Raw genomic sequence first — 18,020 nt, 5'->3', positions numbered from 1 at the left:
TATGACTGTGAATTAGTACTTTTTAAATGATATGGAGATTACTTATCTAATGATAAAGGGGGATTTACGTGTATGGAAGTAACATTTACAGTAAGTAAATGGGATGAAAAACCAATTGATGATACTAGAAAAGATTTTCCTATTAATATTGCTCATGTTGAATATGATATCGATGGGGAATTACAAGGAAAAGCTTTTGTTGAATACTTATTATATTATTTGGACTCAAATATAAATGATGGTCACTTGGCTACTGCTAAAATTTCTGGTTTTTTACACTTCGAAGGAATTTATAAGGGGCAACAAGGGACATTTACAGCTATAGAGCAAGGAATATTTGATAAAGGAAATTTAGATTCCCCAGGAACAATTATTAAAGCTACCGGTAACTTAGAAAACCTGAGAGGATCCTATAATTATCAGTTTACAGGTCAAACTAGTAAACTGATTTTAGATTTTGAAATTTAGCAAAATATCCTATAATTTAGTGAAAAGGACATTTCTTGTAATACTAGGAATGTCCTTTTTGTTGACGAGCTTATTCACCTATTTTCTAATAGTTAAGAAAAGAACAGAGTATATTACATAACGTCTTATTATCAGTATTCAACGATACATCAAATTTTCGTTATGAGGGGAATTAAAACTCTAAGCCTGAGAGGTAGCGGGGGCCCACTTATTCATTACTTTTCCTACCAATCAAAGAATAATGCCTGAAAAGCTCCCCTGCATTACTTCTTTTCCAAGTTGATTCATACATATAAACATTTTAATTATCTTTGGACGTTTTTTCATCAGGTTCTAATTGTTCAATGGTTACGTCACAACGAATGGTTACTATTAGTTGGTGACTTTCTATTAAATGAAAATCGCCTCTTATAGAGCGCAGTTTTACTTATGTCCATTCTTATGCAAATTCTGAAGCATATTCTTCGTATGTCTTTAATGTATTAAGCAATCGAGCTGATTCAATCATGATTTCGTTCGATGAATCAGTTACACAAATGACAATAAATCGATTATCATCTCTATCTCCAAACAACCCTTCTGATTCAAGTTCCATTAACACATTTAACGTTTCTTTCAACAGTGTATGTACTCGTATGTTAAAGTCATCTTCGACGATATTATGATATTTCTTAATAATTTTGTTCACTTCATCAAACATTCCAAAATCGTCCCATTCGCTCCACTCAACAGCTCCGTATCTATAATAATTGTATAAAGGGTCCGATTTATTAACTTTGATTAGTCTTTCTTTATTTGCCACTGGTCCAATGCTATTGACACAATCGTCTGTTAATATGGAGTACCCGTATATTGTGTCAACACCGCATCTTGTTAAAAGTTCGTTATAATGACAACGAATTGCATTTTTCAATTCAACATAAAAACTTTTTTGCAGCTGCATTTTCATCGTATTTCCTCCATTTTTTGTAGCGACCTGTTGTTACATATTTCAATCTTAACATTAAAATCAACATTAAACGTTTACTGAGCCAAAATAAGAAAAACCGAAACTAAAATCATTTCGGTTTTTCTAACTAAAGAAGTCTATTTATTTTAAAGAATGGACAAACAACCCACTACGCAGTTTCGGTTCAAACCACGTTGATTTCGGTGGCATGACTTCTCCGGCATCTGCGATTGCTAATAAATCTTCCATAGATGTCGGATATAATGCGAATGCTGCTTTGTATTCGCCGCTGTTCACAAGGCGTTCTAGTTCTTCTAATCCGCGGATTCCTCCGACAAAATCGATACGTGAATCAGAACGCGGATCATGTATTTCAAGTACTTGGCTTAATAAATGATCTTGCAGGATAGATACATCTAAACCTCTAACAAGATCATTCGCATCAAATGTTTCTTCTTTCACAGTAAGCTTATACCACTTCTCATTTACATACATACCAAATGTTTTTGGCTCATTTGGTTTATACGGAGAAACAGGTGCTTCTTCTACATAAAAGTACTGCGTAATTTGATTTAAAAACTGTTCCTCTGATAAGCCATTTAAATCTTTCACAACTCGGTTATAGTCCCAAATCGATAATTCATCATGAGGGAATAGAACCGATAAGAAGAAATTAAATTCCTCTTCTCCTGTGTAATTTGGATATTGTTCTCTTCGCATAAGTCCTACTTTTGCAGCTGATGCAGAACGGTGATGCCCATCTGCAATATAAAGATTAGGAATATCTTCAAATGCGTTTACTAAAGTCGTAATTACATCTTCATCTGCAATCTTCCACGCAACATGCTTAACACCGTCTTCTGCTGTAAATGTATAAATTGGCGCATGTTCTTCTTTCCAGCTTCTAATTAAATGCTTTACTTCATCTTTTGTACGGTACGTTAAAAAGATTGGGCCTGTATTGGCGTCACACACATCTACGTGGCGAATACGATCTAGTTCTTTTTCATGACGTGTTCTTTCATGTTTTTTAATTGTATCATCTTCATACTCATCAATAGATGTACAAACAACAAGACCTGACTGCGTTCTTCCTTGCATCGTCAGTTCATAAATATATAGCGCTGGCTCTTCATCTTGTATGAACACTTCTTCTCGTATAAATTGCTTTAAATTGTCACCCGCTTTTTCATACACGCGATCATCATACGGTGACAGTTCAGGATCTAAATCAATTTCTGCTTTATCAACATGCAAGAAAGAATATGGATTCCCTTTTACAACTTCCCTTGCCTCTTCACTATTTAATACGTCATACGGTAAAGCTGCCACTTGTGCCGCTTTTTCCTCTACTGGACGAATGGCCCGAAACGGTCGTATTTTTGCCACATTCCTCTCTCCTTTACACAATCATTCGAACGGCTACAACACCTGTAATTTTGCTTATATTTTCTACAATATTCTCTTTTATTATATCATCAATTCCGTTATCGATATCAATCATTGTGTATGCCCAAGAATGTTTACTACGATTAATCATATCGGCAATATTAATATGATGTTCCGCTAAGCATCCTGTAATTTGCCCTACCATATTCGGGACGTTTTGATGCATAATTGTAATTCGTTTCTTTCCGATATACGGCAATTCTACGTTTGGATAGTTTACTGAATTACGAATATTTCCTGTCTCTAAATATTCACGTAATTGACGTGCTGCCATTACTGCACAATTTTCTTCTGATTCAGACGTAGATGCGCCAAGGTGAGGCGTCGCTGTTACATTTTTCATCTTTATTACATTTTCATTTGGGAAGTCCGTTACGTAATGTGTAATAATATCTTCTTCTAATGCCTTTTGAAGAACCTTTTCATCTACAAGTTCTCCTCTAGAGAAATTAAATAGACGCATCCCTCTTTTCATCTTCTCTACAGCGTGTTCCCCAATAATCCCCTTCGTTTGATTCGTAAGAGGAATATGCAGTGTAATATAATCACACGTTGCAAAAATTTCATCAAGGCTAAATGCTCTTTGCACATGTGTAGAAAGACGCCAAGCTGTTTCAACTGAAATATAAGGATCATATCCGATAACATCCATCCCTAACGCTAACGCATCGTTCGCAACTAAAGCACCGATTGCGCCAAGTCCGATAACACCTAGACGTTTCCCTGCAATTTCTGATCCAACGAATTGTTTTTTTCCTGATTCAACAAGCTGTGGTACTTCTTCACCCTCTAAGTTTTTCGTCCAACTTACACCATTAATAATGTTACGTGAAGACATAATAAGACTGGCAATAATGAGTTCCTTTACAGCGTTTGCATTTGCCCCCGGCGTGTTAAATACTACAATTCCTTTTTCTGTACATCGCTCGACAGGAATATTATTTACACCAGCGCCAGCTCTTGCAATCGCCTTTAAGTCTTTTGAAAACTCTTCTTGATGTAAAGAGTAGCTACGAAGCAAAATTCCATCTGGATGATTGATTCTATCTCCTACTTCATAACGTTCTTCAGTAAAAACTTGCAAACCTTTTTCTGCAATTTGATTTAACGTTTGAACACGAAACATATCCCCATCTCCCTATCTATTCTCAAGCTCAAATGCCTTCATATAATTTACTAATTGCTGTACGCCTTGTACTGGCATCGCATTGTAAATACTAGCGCGCATACCACCGACTGATCGATGTCCTTTTAACGTAACAAGGCCGCGTTCCTTCGCTTTTTGTAAAAACTCATTGTTAAGTTCTTCTGACGGTGTTGTAAACGGAATGTTCATAAGTGATCGATACGCAGGATCAACTGGTGAAGTAAACAATTTAGATTCATCTAAAAAATGATAAATAAGTGAAGATTTCATTCTATTTTGTTCTTCAATCGCAGATACTCCGCCTTGCTCTTTCAACCACTCTAGTACAAGTTTTGTTACGTAAATACTAAAGGATGGCGGTGTATTATATAAGGAGTTATTTTTACTGTAAGTTTCATAATTTAACATTGTCGGACAAGAGCGATCTGCTCCCCCGATTAAATCTCTTTTTATAATCGCAATCGTTAAGCCCGCAGGTCCTAAATTCTTTTGCGCCCCCGCATATATAAGACCAAACTTCGAAACATCATATTGTTCTGACAAAATATTTGAAGACATATCCGCAACGAGCGGCACTCTTTCTACATGTGGAATGTCCACATATTTTGTCCCTTCAATTGTATTATTCGTTGTAATATGTACATAATCTAGTTTTTCATCGCTTAGTAAACCTTCCAGTTTAGGAATCGTAGTAAACTTCTCTTGCTCGGAAGAAGCAATCACTTGTACTTCCCCAACTTTTTCGGCTTCTTGCAGTGCCTTTTTAGACCATGAGCCAGTTAGTACGTATCCAGCTTTTTTATACGTATTCATTAAGTTCAGTGGTATCATAGAGAATTGTAATGACGCACCGCCTTGTAAAAATAAAACTTCATACTCATCAGGGATGCTCATTAATTCACGAAGTAAGTTACTCGCTTCCTCTATAATACTTTGAAAATAAGAAGATCGATGACTCATTTCCATAATTGACATGCCTGTCCCGTTATAATTTAAAAGCTCCTTTTGCACTTTCTCTAAAACTGGCAAAGGGAGTATTGATGGTCCTGCTGAAAAATTATAGACTCTCTCCATTACCTTCATAACCTCCCTATTTTTTATTTGGATATTTTTAAACTTTCTGAATTATAACCTAAAATATAATATACGGTCAATTTGTTTTCTATTATTAGGGCGCAAGACGCGATGGAATCGCTTGCAAGTGCAGACTTTTTTATGGACATATAAAAAAGTGTTAAGTACATAATCGTACTTAACACTCTAATAATGAAAGAATAATAGCTAGTCGTTCGTAAAGAACCGATCAAAAATTTGATAAATAGCAGAAAGACCAATGAGCCAATAAATAGTGTCCACAAGCGCCGGCATAGAACCAAACCATTTCTCAACTACATTGTAATCTAACGCTACCAATAACCAATTCAAACCGCCAAGAATCACCAATATTACTGTAAGGTAAGACAAAAATTTCATTATGATTGCCCCCTAGGTGATAAGATGGTGAAAGGCCTTTCACTAGAAATATATGTAGTAAACTTTAAAACTTACCTATTTTATAAAAATTATTTTCGGTACCACCCGCTAATAACTGCCTCTGCTTCTTTACTATGTATTTGATACGCATGTGTACTATCATTAGAGCCAATAAACCAAATTGAAAAACCTTTAAAATATGGTTTCGGTTCTAATACATCTCGGTAAGCACGCCATCCATTTAATTGTACATCTTTCGAAAACACATTTGAAACATCTGGATTCCATGGATTTTGTAATCCAAGTTCACGTGCTGGAACGTTAAATCCACCGAAGTAAACTGGCTTTCCTGTTGCATTATGTAATTGTTCCAATTGCTGAACAACATTTTGCCCACGATTATATACTGTTGTCGCAAATAAACTTTGCTTCACTTCTTCATATGTTGGATTTCTTTTTCCTGAAACTTCAAACCAACTGTCTATGCTAACAATATCCACCTTTTTTAAATACGGGCGATTGATTTTCTCTTCAAACTTCGCTTCATAAGAAGGGTCCCAGCTTGCTGTTAACCACCAGTTCATTTGATACAAAACATTTCCTTTATACTGATTACGAACAAAATCAATTGTATCGCTCCAGTATCCTTCTGCATACTCCATATTCACGAAATTAGAAGCAATCTTTAGTCCATACACATTGTATTTACTTGTAATGGAATTAAAAATATCTTGCAGAATAACCGTCTTCCAATTCCAGAAGAAATCATTAATGTTACTTGGGTTCCATTCTGTCTCTCCAACATTCCCCTGCTGAATATACGGGAACGGTTCCACTATAACTTGAATATTACGCTTTAATAATTCTTGAATTAAAATAATAGCTTGTTGCTTTTGCGCTTGATTAATTACCATGTTAGTAGAAGTCACATTTGGGATATCTACTTGAATCGGTACATTTACTGTATTTAAATTTAAGCGCTCCACATCCGCTAATACTTTCGCTACATTTCCAACTTCCCATACTGTTACGTTTCCTGATTTGATTTTTCCAGATTGAACAGTATTTACATCTGCCTGTACATTTCCTTGAAAACAAAAAGAAAACAACATAATAAACACTCCTAAAAAACTTATTAAACTCTTATTTTTCTTCACAACTTTCCCCCTATAATTTTTGGCTTTCTTGATTATTTTATACAACGTTTCATATATATTCCACAAAAAATCCAATAAATTTTTATTGATAAAAATGCTATTCATCCTTTATTCACATCTTACTCATACTAAGCTCCTAAAAATAGTAAGATAAATAAAAAAGGAACGGATTTCCGCTCCTTTTTTATCTTTTTACAATTATCAATCCATTTCCCTTTTAGGCTCTACCAACATGATATGGGATTCCTTTTCAGTGAAAGGTTTATGCTCAACGCCTCTCGGGACAATAAACATCTCGCCTTTAGAAATTTTCACCTGTCCATCACGAAAATCGATGAACATCTCCCCTTCAAGCACAATAAATAGCTTATCTGTATTAGGATGCTCATGCCATATAAAATCTCCATTAGCTTTAAAAAGCTGAATTTGATCGTCATTCATTTCACCAATCACTTGTGGATACCAATAATCGTTAATTTTAGATAACTCGTCATTTAGTTTAATAGGTTGGTAATGGATAATAATCCCTCCTCACTTTCAAATTCCACTATATTACAGTAATATAAGTAAAAAAGTCGTTATTACGCTTAAAAAGAAAATGCTCCGGCCAGAACTTTTCATTCAGATAGTACAAAGGAGTGATTTCAATGAAAGTACTTTCAATCCAATGTTTCCTTTAACTCTCCATAAGTATAGAACAGTGATTTTCAAATAAGAATGGACCCCTGTTGACATTAGTATGGATTATTGATGAACTTCTCGCGATATTTAGTAGGCGAAATGCCAACTCGCTTCTTGAAAACTCTACTAAAATAAAAAGGGTCTGCGATTCCAACAGCCTGCGCAATTTGTTGTACAGGCACATCACTTGTACATAACATTTTTTGAGCCATCTTTATACGATAGTTCAATAAATATTCTGCTGCCCCCATACCTGCATGCTTTCTAAACACGTAAGAAAGACGATTTCGATTAACATTATTTTGTTCTGTAAGTGTATGAATTGTAATATCTTTATAATAGTATTTACGAACGTAACTAGATATTCGTTCGAATAAAGTATGCGACTCATAATTGCTTTCTCTATTGAAAACACTTAATAAAGCTTCATTCAACGCTTCGCGAAACAGCATTTCGGTCTGAAACATCGAAATGCCTCCACGCTGATTATATACATCCCAAAGACGCATAAGTAATTCGACAAGACGAGGAGATTGTCCTGTTAATAATTCAAAATGCTGATGAGTAAAGCCAGAGTCTTCTCGTTCTGAATTGCTTATCCGATATAAAACAAGAATATATTCCCAGTTTATTTCACCAAGCATTTTATGGGCTAATGTCATTTTTGCACCCCCATGTATAACTTTTCCTGGGGAAAGAGTATACGGCGTACCATTAAATTGAAATTGCGTCTTCCCTGTAATTGGAAATACAAATCCTGGGAAAGAATCTGTAGATTCAGCAAAAGGCACACCTGGATTTTTAGCATAACGATATACTCCTTCTACTCGGAAAGGAGTATTGGCAAGATACTCTGCTAACTCATTCACGTCTAACTTCACAATACACGCCTCATTTCAATAATAGTTTTCTTGTAATTCGCGAGATTAATTGGTGTACATTCTGGGAAACGCTAAACTAAAAATAGTACATACAACTTAACAAGATCTGGTTATTAACCTATAAATATATTGTTTTTCATTTATTGACCAAAGTATCCTCCCTATATTATTGATAATGATTTTCATTGTAGTTTGATAAAAAAACATTTGTCAAGTTGGCTGGCCTAGAAAAATGATGAAACAAGGGGGATAGAGGAACAGTTCTGTTGCAAATAATACCTAGTCTTTGTTAACTAATTCCCCTCAAAACTGGAATGATCATGTTAATAGTTGTAATGACTTTATTAGTTACAGCACTTACAGCATGTGGAAATAATCGTAATCCTGAAGAAGTTGCTACAGCGTATTTCGAAGATGGAAACAGCCTACTATCAAATTAAATGATAGTAGGCTGGCTGTTAAAATTATTTAAGAACTGGGTTATGTCCTAAATGATAAGCTTTCATTATCAAAAAGAGTATTACTAGTTCCCTCCACAAACAAAAACACCCTATCACTTCGGTTCTAAATTTAGCACCTTCCCCTCTATCCCCTCCGTATTCAATGTAGTCGTATGATACGTGCCATTTACCCAATCATCTATTTGATCATGATACCAATCGCTTCTAAAATGGCCCGACTGTCCTGGCCCTACGATATGATAACCGTTTGACATATCTTTCGTATCAATAATGAATCTCCAAGACGCCCCGTGATTTACAATGCCGTTTTCGCCGTAACTCGCTGCTTGCACGGTAACTTGGCTCCCACCAATCGGAACTGGTTTCTCACGATTAAAAGCGAGTAATGCTAACATACTCGATGATTTCGAAATTGGATGTGTAAAAGCGAGTTGATGGTAATCGCCCCACCTCCACTCTCCAATATCGGGTCCATATTCCTTCTGCAATTTCTTCATTACATTCTCGTACGATGTATGCACAACTTTTGTGAAACCTCTGTACTTCGTAAACCAAACGCTATTTTCTCCCGCTACTTCTTTTCGAATCAATTCATCAACAACTTGTGACTTCCCTTCAAATAACTCCATTACATCTTTCGGTATTTCTTTTGAAAATAACGTATTTGAAATCTCTTTCATTAACAAATGGAATATTAATGGTGCCGCTTCATCTTTACTATCGTAAAAATTCCACTTTGTTAATTGGTCTACGCCTTCTTTCTCTACCTCATTTAAAGATGCTTTATTTAACTCTTTTAAAAATATAGGAGTAAACTCTTTCCCATATAAATTCTTTTGATCCATCTGTAACTCTTCTAAATCTTTCACCGTATACTTTTCCTTCTCTTGCAAAAATTCTTGAATACGCATTTGCCTATATGGCTGCGCCCACGTATTGCTAATATGATACGGATAATCATCATCAACAATTTTATTATTCGCAGTTGAAATAAACCCTTGTTTTGGATTAATTACTTTTGGAAGTTGATCAAACGGGATATACCCTTCCCATTCATATTCATCTGTCCATCCTGGAACAGGTAAGCTACCATCACCTTTTTTACGCACTGGTATATTTCCATTCGCTTTATAAGCAATTGTGCCGTCGTTTGATGCAAACACAAAGTTTTGGGTTGGTGTATGAAAATCTTGAAGAGCGGTTTCAAACTCATTCCAGTCTTTTGCTTTGTTCATATTTAATACAGCTTTTAACTCAGCTGACGGTTCTAAAGCTGTCCACTTTAAAGAGAATACTGTTTTCGTTTTCTCCTTCCCCTTATCCGCAAACTCTGAAATTACTGGTCCATGCCTCGTAATCGTAACGTTATAAGGAATTGTCTCCCCGCCTTTTACTTTAATAGACTCGTCTACAACGGTAGCTTTTTCCCATTTATCGTTATACAGAAATTCATTTTCATTATTAGGATTTCTCTTCTCAATATATAAATCTTGCACATCAGGCCCTGTATTCGTAACACCCCACGCTATTTTGTCATTGTGTCCTAATATAACACCTGGTACTCCAGCGAAAATAACGCCACTCACATTTAAACCTTTCATTTCAAGTCTCGTTTGATACCAAATAGAAGGGGTCGCAAGAGATAAATGAGGATCATCTGCTAAAATTGGCTTACCTGACGCACTCTTCTCACCGCTCACAACCCAGTTATTACTACCGTTAAACTCCGGCGGAATTATCGTTTTTGAAAAACTTTGTGCTACGTCCACATTTGTATTTTTCAGTTCAGCTAGCAATCTAGGAGCATCTTTCGGATATGCAGGAAATAGCTCATTCGCTTGCTCTTTCGGAAGATTTTTCAGCGCCCAATATCGAAATGCCTGTCCGTGCCAATGTCCTCCTAAGTCAAACGCCATATACTTCCCGATCGTTAAAGTATCAACAATTGACCACTCAGCAGGTTCATAACCTAATATAGTAAACTCAACTGGTAATTTCTTTTCCTCTTTCGCCTCACGTATAAAAGCGTTCACCCCATCAGCAAATGACTGCAGGGCATATTTCGCTTCTCCATCATATTGACTAACTGAAGCTTCGGCAGCTCGCCGTAAACCGAGTGTTCGAAACAATTTATCTCGATCAACAGCTGCTTCCCCAACAACTTCACTTAACATACCAGACGCTTGTCTTCTACTTAAATCCATTTGAAACAAACGATCTTGCGCTTGCACATATCCTTGTGAAAAATATAAATCATGTGCATTTTCCGATTTAATATGCGGTACACCTTTACTATCACGCTTCACCGTAACAGCTTGTTGTAAATCCTCTAGCTTTATCGTTCCATCTATCTTTGGCATAGATTTCAGCGTATATATGTTCAAAAAAATCGCAGCGGAAATAACTAACAAAAGAACGATACTACTAGCCCAAATAAAAATTCTTTTTCCCCTTTTTCGTTTCTTCTTTATAACGACTTCCATATAACCACCCCTTTCTCACACTATTCGCTTCTTTTTGAGAAAGAACCTTTTAAAGACATTGAAAAACCCCCTTCATTTTCCTACCAATGAAGGGGGTTTTTCTTATCGTTCGCTACGCCAACTTTCATTATGCCCAAGATTTGAATCTGTCGCTACTTGGACATCATATAACATTTCACTAAAGAAGCGTTTATCTACTTCTTTTGGTACAATGCGTCTTTCATCATCAATCTCATCGTATTCATATGAACCACGATTCACTGTACCTGCTTTATAAAATTGAATGTCAAATACACATACATCTTCTTCATCTTCATAACCAATGGGCGCTCCGCTAAATGACAATTGCACGCCTAATCCGGTACGAGTATCTTCTTTGTAAAATGTATAATACACACCGCCATCTTGAACAGACCCACGGATCCATCCAAGCTTTGTCATCTTACCGAATAACGAACGACCATTTAGTAAAATACCGCCAAATCTCTCAATAGCACTCTCATCATTCTTTTCTACTACAAACACTGGACGCTCAATTTGTAGGAACGGCTGAACAATTCCCGCACTTTCTAATTGCTCTTTCCATAATTCCTTCTCCGCCCCAGACAATTCTAACGGATGAACGAAACCAATAACAGTGCCAGATGAAAGTTCATAACTCTTCCCGTCAATTGTACAGAACACGCCACCTTCTGCATAACGGAATGCCTTCAGCAACTTCCCTTCCTTATACTCACCCCAAATGAGTGAAATAGAAAATTGCTTCATAATTGGATTATCCATAAATACAGACTTCCATGCATTATGTGACCAATAACGCTTTAACGAAAGTGCCACTTCTAATCGTTGTTTTTGCATGGAAAGAGTAGTTCGGAGTTCCTTCTTTAAAGAGGCTAATTCTTTTTTAGCCTCTTCAGCCTTTTCTACATCATCTTTTGCATTCGGCTTTGGAAGTGACTTCATACGTTTTCCTTCTTCTGTCTCTAATTCAATTTTTGACTCTGTAGTTAAAATGGCAGTAAAACTTCGATTCCCGAAATCAATTATCTTTTCACCCTGTATAGTAAAGCCGAGGTCCGGCACCAATTGATCTTCCAGCTCTTCCTCTGTTATACCACGTGTTTTCGCAGCAAGACTTAGCGCTTCTTTTGCTGCATTACGTACTTGCTTATGTTTATATTTAAATGCTATTGCATGAATAGACATAAGTGCAAGCTTAGATGAAGACAAACCTAAAGCACGAACGGCATCCGCTGCTATCTTTCCTCTCATTTGAAGCACCCATTCATCAATTTGCTTTATAAGTATGTCGATCATTTTGTCGTCACTATACATTCCGTATAACGAAAGAATTCCACGCTTCTTCACATCTGCGTCTTGAGAAATCCATATTTGATATATTGTTTGCACACATTCTTTTAAGTCCTCTTCATTTAAAGCTCTACCAATTACTTCTGCCGTTTCTTTCTTCTCAATAACAGCATCTGAAATATACTGTTGTAAATAGGCTAACGGAATTGCAGCATCAGCAATTTCACCAGAGTCACGTAAACGGATTTGTGGCTCATCTCCAATCAATTGCAGAAGTGAATTTCTTGTTTGTTCAGTTAAAATACGTGCACATAGTTCTTCTATTTTTTCTTCCTCCGTTTGGAATAAAAATGAGAATTTTCTTGCGAAAGATTCATTTTTACTTTCTTGCAAAGCTTCCTGTACAAGTTTCGTATATTTTTCAATCTTATACTCTATAAGTATTTTTATCACATTTTCACGAACAATTTTCTTTTTATTATGAAGTTCAACTGCTACATCTGCTGCAGCTTCTACATCTTTTGAAAGCAGTTTAACTACAGACTCACGCATTTTTTTAGATGAATCTCCTAAGCTTTTAATTAAAATTGGACGCATTTTAATCATGTTATCCTTTGCTAACTCTTCAAAAATATATGCTTTGGCCACAGCAGAATACTCATCAAACCGTTCAATTATATTTGCTTGTTCTTTTACAATTACACAAACAAGCGCTTCCTTCGCCTTATTTCTCTCTTCACTGTAGCATGCAGCTTCTTCAACTGCATAAGCGATAAGCTTTTCCTTACTTAACCCATACGAAAGCAGATCTTCTAATACTTGTTTCGGTTCTACTCCTCTGACAGAACATTCGTAAAGAAGTTCGTATAAATTAACACTATCATCATCTCCAAACTGTAGTGTAAGTACAGCTTCCCTCTTCGCTACATCATCTATATCCCAAAGAAGCGCAACCTCTAACACCGGCATACCCCAATACATACTTCTATATTTCGGATTTTTAAGTATTTGCTCCATATCCTCAAGTGACAATTTCCCTAGTAAATAATCACGATATGTATCCCGCACTGTAGACAATTTAATTTGCAAAGCAGCAACAAAAAATTCTTCTCGCATTTTCCCTATATCTAGCTCATATCCTTTTTCAGCTAACGTTCGTGCGATGATGAGATAATTCATTTTACTTACATATTGCAAAGTATGTTGAATACATTCAGGATCTTCCTCCAACATAAAGCATAGCAATTCATATTCATACGTCTTACAAAAATCCTCACTATTTAAATCATGTTGTCTTAGACGATGCGCAAAAAATCTTTCCTTAGAAATCCAAAACTGTGTACAAAAACTTTGAATTTCTTCATATGTTTCTCTATTTACACTACCAGTTTTTTTGTAGTTTTGAGACTGACCGAGAGTGTGACACATATAACGTGTTGCATAGTTTATAAAACCCCAAACATTTTTCTTCGCCAATATTTCAATATATCGCCTCGCAACATTCGAATATTTATGAACACAAAATAATAGCCGCCAAATATGTTCCGGTAAATTCCCACCTATAAATACTTCACTATCATCTTCACCTTTTAAATACCGTTTAACTGCTTCAACCTTTTCCTTTTCCCCTAGCAGTTTTAATATAAATTCTGTATGTTCTTCTAACCTTTCATTCAATAAAGAACTATATGTACGAAACTTTTCATAATCTACATCAAACATTATGAGAAGTAATGTTAATTGTTGCTTAGTTGGTAAAGTATGTAATTGTCCCTCTATATAGTTCGGACTCTCTTTTGTTAAATCTCTAAGAAAAACATCTGCTTCATTTACATAACTTGAAATACTGGATAAATATTTACATGCGATTGCTACAAGTTTGTCCAAAGGAAGTGCACTTTTTTCTAAATAAATCTTCATTTTAGAAAAACTGACATGCGCAAAACGGACTACAAGAACATTTAATAATTGCTCCTCGAGTATATGGTAAAATAATCGAAAAAAATCCGGATCTTGTTTATGCACTTTCCTAAAATCGTTTATAAATCGCTCCGCAAAATCACTTCTTTTTTGATCACGAATTGTCGTTAGTTGAATATTTTTTAAAATCTCTTCTTCTTTTGTCTGTAAATATCGTTGTGATAATTGTTTCTGTTCTTCTGTCATATTAATATATTGAAACAACTCAGATGTACTAGTAGTCAAACTTTGTACCCCCCGCATCTTTTTATCTATTATAAAAATACCCTTATTTAATGGTAGTATAGCATAAAACCAACAAAAACGAACGTACATTCTATATTAAATTAATGTAAATTAAAATACACTACTCAACATACATTTCCTTCTCTCTAAACTTCCCATTACAGACTTCTCCCCACTAAAATCCTTTAACTTTTTGCTACACCAATTCCTCAAAATCCCCTTCACATAAGCTAACGTTTTCTTATTATTTTCAAACGCAATTTTAAGTGCCTCTAACACTTTCTCTCCAGAAAGTCTTTGTATCCAATTCTTCAATTCCTTCACAATATATGGGGATAATCTACTAATATTTTGTTCATAAAACTTATAAACTTCACTATTTGGAACGTCCTCTTCTATGGTTTCCACCTCTATCTCTTCCGCTTCTTCTTTCTCTTCAATAACTACTTGTGAACTACTATTATCCTCTTCTTTTGGCATACCAAAATGCTGCAATAATAATGGAATCTTGTATTCTTCTTCAAGGCATTTACGTAAAAATATATGTATGAACTCATTACTTTTTATAGTCTTTAACTCACGTAATACGCACTTCTCCACATTCGTATTTGAAATAGGGTTATAGTGTAACCAGTTTATTATGAATACCTCTTTCGTTTCCGTATCATATAGAATCTTTCCATACTCAACAAACCTGTTTAGCAACTTCTCAACAGTCTCCATACTATAACCTGTTTCAAGCTCTGCCACACGCTTCGGTAATATATAAATACCACATTGCTTCGTTTTCGTACCAGTTAACAAATATATGTAAAAATAACGCTCCTCTGGCGTTAAATCTAATATGAATTCATCTTGCCAAAAGTTCACCTGCACATTACGGTATACCGCCATATGTTTCCCTCCACTCTTTGCTAGTAAATAGGAAAATTTTAATCCTTCATTATAAAGATAGGCATGCGAGAATGGTTTTGGCATTCGAATTACAATTTTTTTACTACTACAACGCCAGTTTCATTTTTTCGCGCTTGTTTTGTTCTTGTAGTTGTTTTTGTTTTTGTTTTTTCTTAGTGATTTATTACTTGGTAGGTGCTTATAAGGGGCTTGGAAGGGCATTCTACATTACAATCTATCAAATACAATTTGTTCTTCCTACTAAATAGGAGCTATTCCAAATTATTATTTTGGATAGCTCCTTTCAAATTCTTCTTATTTTTTTACTTCTACCAATGTCAGCTTCTACATACAATTTCTTCTGCTATTTGTGGGCAGTAAAACTCTCATTTCAAAATTTGGTGAATAAACTGCTTGATTGCAATGCGAGTGGCCCTCACTGATTAAAGTTTCCTTTTATTTTTGCATTGAATCTAACATCTTCACAATAAAGGCAGCCGCCTGACCACGAGTTGCTGTGCCTCGAGGATCAAACTCATTATTTCCAATACCATTAACTACCTTTAGACTGTATAATCGTTGAACCGATTCTTTGTATGTTATTAAATGCTTATCTGTAAATGGTAATGCTACTAACTCACCTGTAATTCCTTTATATCGTAATGCTTTGTCAATCATAATAGATACTTCTTCACGAGTAATTGGTGAGTTAGGATCAAAAATCCCTTCACCACGACCATTAATAATTCCTGCACTTGCACAACGTTTAATACCGTCATGAAGTGATGGATGTGCCTCATTAATATCTACAAATGACTTATTTCCCTCTGGTAGTTTAAGAGCATTCGAGATTAATTTCGCAAACTCCGCTCTCGTTACATTTCGATATGGCGCAAATACACCATTACCTTCGCCTTGCATAATACCTAGACTGTTTAATTTACGAATATGCCCTTCAAACCAGCCACCTGTAATATCATCTTTTGGTTTTTGTACTTCTTCCTTTGGTACATTGTAGTTAATTTTAATCCAGCTTGGGTCATAGAAAATCCATTCTCCATTACCTACTTTATACCAACCATTTTTAACGGCTAATACTTTGTAACGATCTCCGTTTGAAGCTTTACGTACAACACGATGTTCAATACCCGCATCACTACGTACATTGATGCCACTACCATTTACCACTAGTTCCATGCTAGGTTCAGCTGGATTATTTTCATTTGGATTAAATGAGTCATTTTTATCTTGTAAAGGCGTATCAATCTGCGCATTTATATTTGCATACCACTGAATTCCTTGTACGAAACCAGCCCAATTACCACGTGAAATTAAAATGTCAGGACATTTTTTCCCGCTCCATTGTTGATGCTTGTAAATATGATCTGCACCAATTCCTTCTTTGTTCATTAAATAACCTGCAAGTCGTTTTGCATTTTCTAACGCTTTATTGTAATCACCGTCTTGGTTAACCGCAATCTCGATACCGATAGACTCCCTGTTTCCTGAACCATCTCCATCTCCTGCATGCCAACCATTTTCGTTTGTTGGTAAGTGTTGATAAATTTGTTTATCATCTACAGTAAAATGCCATGAAGCTGTTCGGAAAGTGCCTTCAGTTGCTTGCTTGTATAAATATTTCGCATGATTTTCAGCATTAGCACCAGCAGCTGTATTTGCGGTCTCATGGATTGTAATGTAACGTGCTTTCATCGGATTTGCAGGACGAATATCAGGATTTCCTGCTGGAACAATCCACTCCACAAATGGAACTCCTGCAAGTGTTCCATATTTCTTCGTACTCTGTGCACTATATTGAATACCTCTTGGCTTTGCAACAGGTTTCATTTGACGATCAGATCCATCATTTCGACCATCTACAGATTCAAATGCCTTTTCAATGTTTGAAATAGCTTCCTTTTCTGCTACTTGTCCCTTCTTAGCATCTTGCATTTTGTTTAATTCTTCTGTTTCATCATGTTTATGCTTATATTCTTCTAAAAGCATTTTTTCATTTTCAGATACTTCTGCTTCGTTAATTTGTACATGATCAGGAACTTCCAACTTGAAATTAGAATAATTTAATCCGCTCGTTCCGTGTTCTCCTTGGGCAATATTAAGTTGATCAGTTTGAGATTTGTTGATCTCTTCTGCTGATGCTGATAAAGGTGCGCTCCCTAAAATCACTAGACTTGTTGATAGTGCGATTACTTGTTGTTTGATTGTCTTATTCATTATTATAATAAATACATACACACTCCCACCGTGTATGTATCTCAACCTCCCTTTATTGTCACATTAATTTTTAAAAATATGAATCTACTATGTACTCCTAATATATTTTCAAAACGTCACACAATTTTATACCCATTAAGAAAATATTTATATGTCATCCCTACAGATGAATTTCATCTAACATACTTTTTATAAAATTCATCAACAAACATTATTTTACAACTAA

Annotated in this window: 13 protein-coding genes; 1 reads left to right on the top strand and 12 read right to left on the bottom strand. The window is 35.5% G+C overall.

The window, feature by feature from the left end; translation table 11 throughout:
- Positions 1-72: 72 nt before the first annotated feature.
- Entirely contained in the window at positions 73-468 is a 396-nt protein-coding gene (locus tag DN404_RS29465) for a DUF3224 domain-containing protein (RefSeq protein WP_113303477.1), read from the top strand.
- A gap of 439 nt (positions 469-907) precedes the next feature.
- On the opposite strand, the gene DN404_RS29455 is transcribed toward DN404_RS29465, so the two are convergent.
- The 12 genes from DN404_RS29455 to DN404_RS29390 form a co-directional block, all read right to left on the bottom strand.
- Positions 908-1,417 (bottom strand): DUF4303 domain-containing protein, encoded by a 510-nt coding sequence (locus DN404_RS29455; protein ID WP_000783832.1) that lies wholly within the window; start codon positions 1,415-1,417, stop codon positions 908-910.
- Positions 1,418-1,558: 141 nt separating this feature from the next.
- Complete coding sequence (locus tag DN404_RS29450; RefSeq protein ID WP_001063071.1) at positions 1,559-2,806, bottom strand: DUF1015 domain-containing protein; 1,248 nt, start codon at positions 2,804-2,806, stop codon at positions 1,559-1,561.
- A 13-nt stretch (positions 2,807-2,819) separates the two neighbouring features.
- Positions 2,820-3,992 (bottom strand): 3-phosphoglycerate dehydrogenase family protein, encoded by a 1,173-nt coding sequence (locus tag DN404_RS29445; RefSeq protein WP_000490228.1) that lies wholly within the window; start codon positions 3,990-3,992, stop codon positions 2,820-2,822.
- A 12-nt stretch (positions 3,993-4,004) separates the two neighbouring features.
- The gene (gene serC / locus DN404_RS29440) at positions 4,005-5,087 is read right to left on the bottom strand and encodes a 3-phosphoserine/phosphohydroxythreonine transaminase (RefSeq protein WP_000442924.1); all 1,083 of its coding nucleotides are present in this window, start codon (positions 5,085-5,087) and stop codon (positions 4,005-4,007) included.
- 207 nt (positions 5,088-5,294) lie between these two features.
- Complete coding sequence (locus tag DN404_RS29435) at positions 5,295-5,486, bottom strand: DUF378 domain-containing protein (protein ID WP_000670805.1); 192 nt, start codon at positions 5,484-5,486, stop codon at positions 5,295-5,297.
- 89 nt (positions 5,487-5,575) lie between these two features.
- A complete protein-coding gene (locus DN404_RS29430) occupies positions 5,576-6,643 on the bottom strand; it encodes a glycoside hydrolase family 113 (RefSeq protein WP_000739762.1) in 1,068 nt (355 codons plus the stop codon).
- A 201-nt stretch (positions 6,644-6,844) separates the two neighbouring features.
- Entirely contained in the window at positions 6,845-7,084 is a 240-nt protein-coding gene (locus DN404_RS29425; RefSeq protein WP_000997182.1) for a cupin domain-containing protein, read from the bottom strand.
- A 293-nt stretch (positions 7,085-7,377) separates the two neighbouring features.
- Positions 7,378-8,205 (bottom strand): helix-turn-helix transcriptional regulator, encoded by an 828-nt coding sequence (locus tag DN404_RS29415; RefSeq protein WP_000762815.1) that lies wholly within the window; start codon positions 8,203-8,205, stop codon positions 7,378-7,380.
- 553 nt (positions 8,206-8,758) lie between these two features.
- Positions 8,759-11,149, bottom strand: coding sequence for a penicillin acylase family protein (locus tag DN404_RS29410; RefSeq protein ID WP_149215816.1), 2,391 nt, complete (start codon positions 11,147-11,149; stop codon positions 8,759-8,761).
- Positions 11,150-11,251: 102 nt separating this feature from the next.
- Positions 11,252-14,665: a DUF4132 domain-containing protein gene (locus DN404_RS29405; RefSeq protein WP_000213799.1), complete on the bottom strand. Its 3,414-nt coding sequence runs from the start codon at positions 14,663-14,665 to the stop codon at positions 11,252-11,254.
- Positions 14,666-14,776: 111 nt separating this feature from the next.
- Positions 14,777-15,559, bottom strand: coding sequence for a DnaD domain-containing protein (locus tag DN404_RS29400; RefSeq protein ID WP_016122848.1), 783 nt, complete (start codon positions 15,557-15,559; stop codon positions 14,777-14,779).
- A gap of 456 nt (positions 15,560-16,015) precedes the next feature.
- Positions 16,016-17,794 carry an S-layer homology domain-containing protein gene (locus tag DN404_RS29390; RefSeq protein ID WP_033687774.1) on the bottom strand — a complete coding sequence of 593 codons (1,779 nt, stop codon included), beginning with the start codon at positions 17,792-17,794 and terminating at the stop codon, positions 16,016-16,018.
- Positions 17,795-18,020 lie beyond the last annotated feature (226 nt).

Source organism: Bacillus sp. TE8-1, from assembly GCF_008368855.1.
GTDB classification, from domain to species: domain Bacteria; phylum Bacillota; class Bacilli; order Bacillales; family Bacillaceae_G; genus Bacillus_A; species Bacillus_A cereus.
Note: the sequence above shows the minus strand (reverse complement) of the source record. Positions and strands in the feature narration are given on the sequence as shown.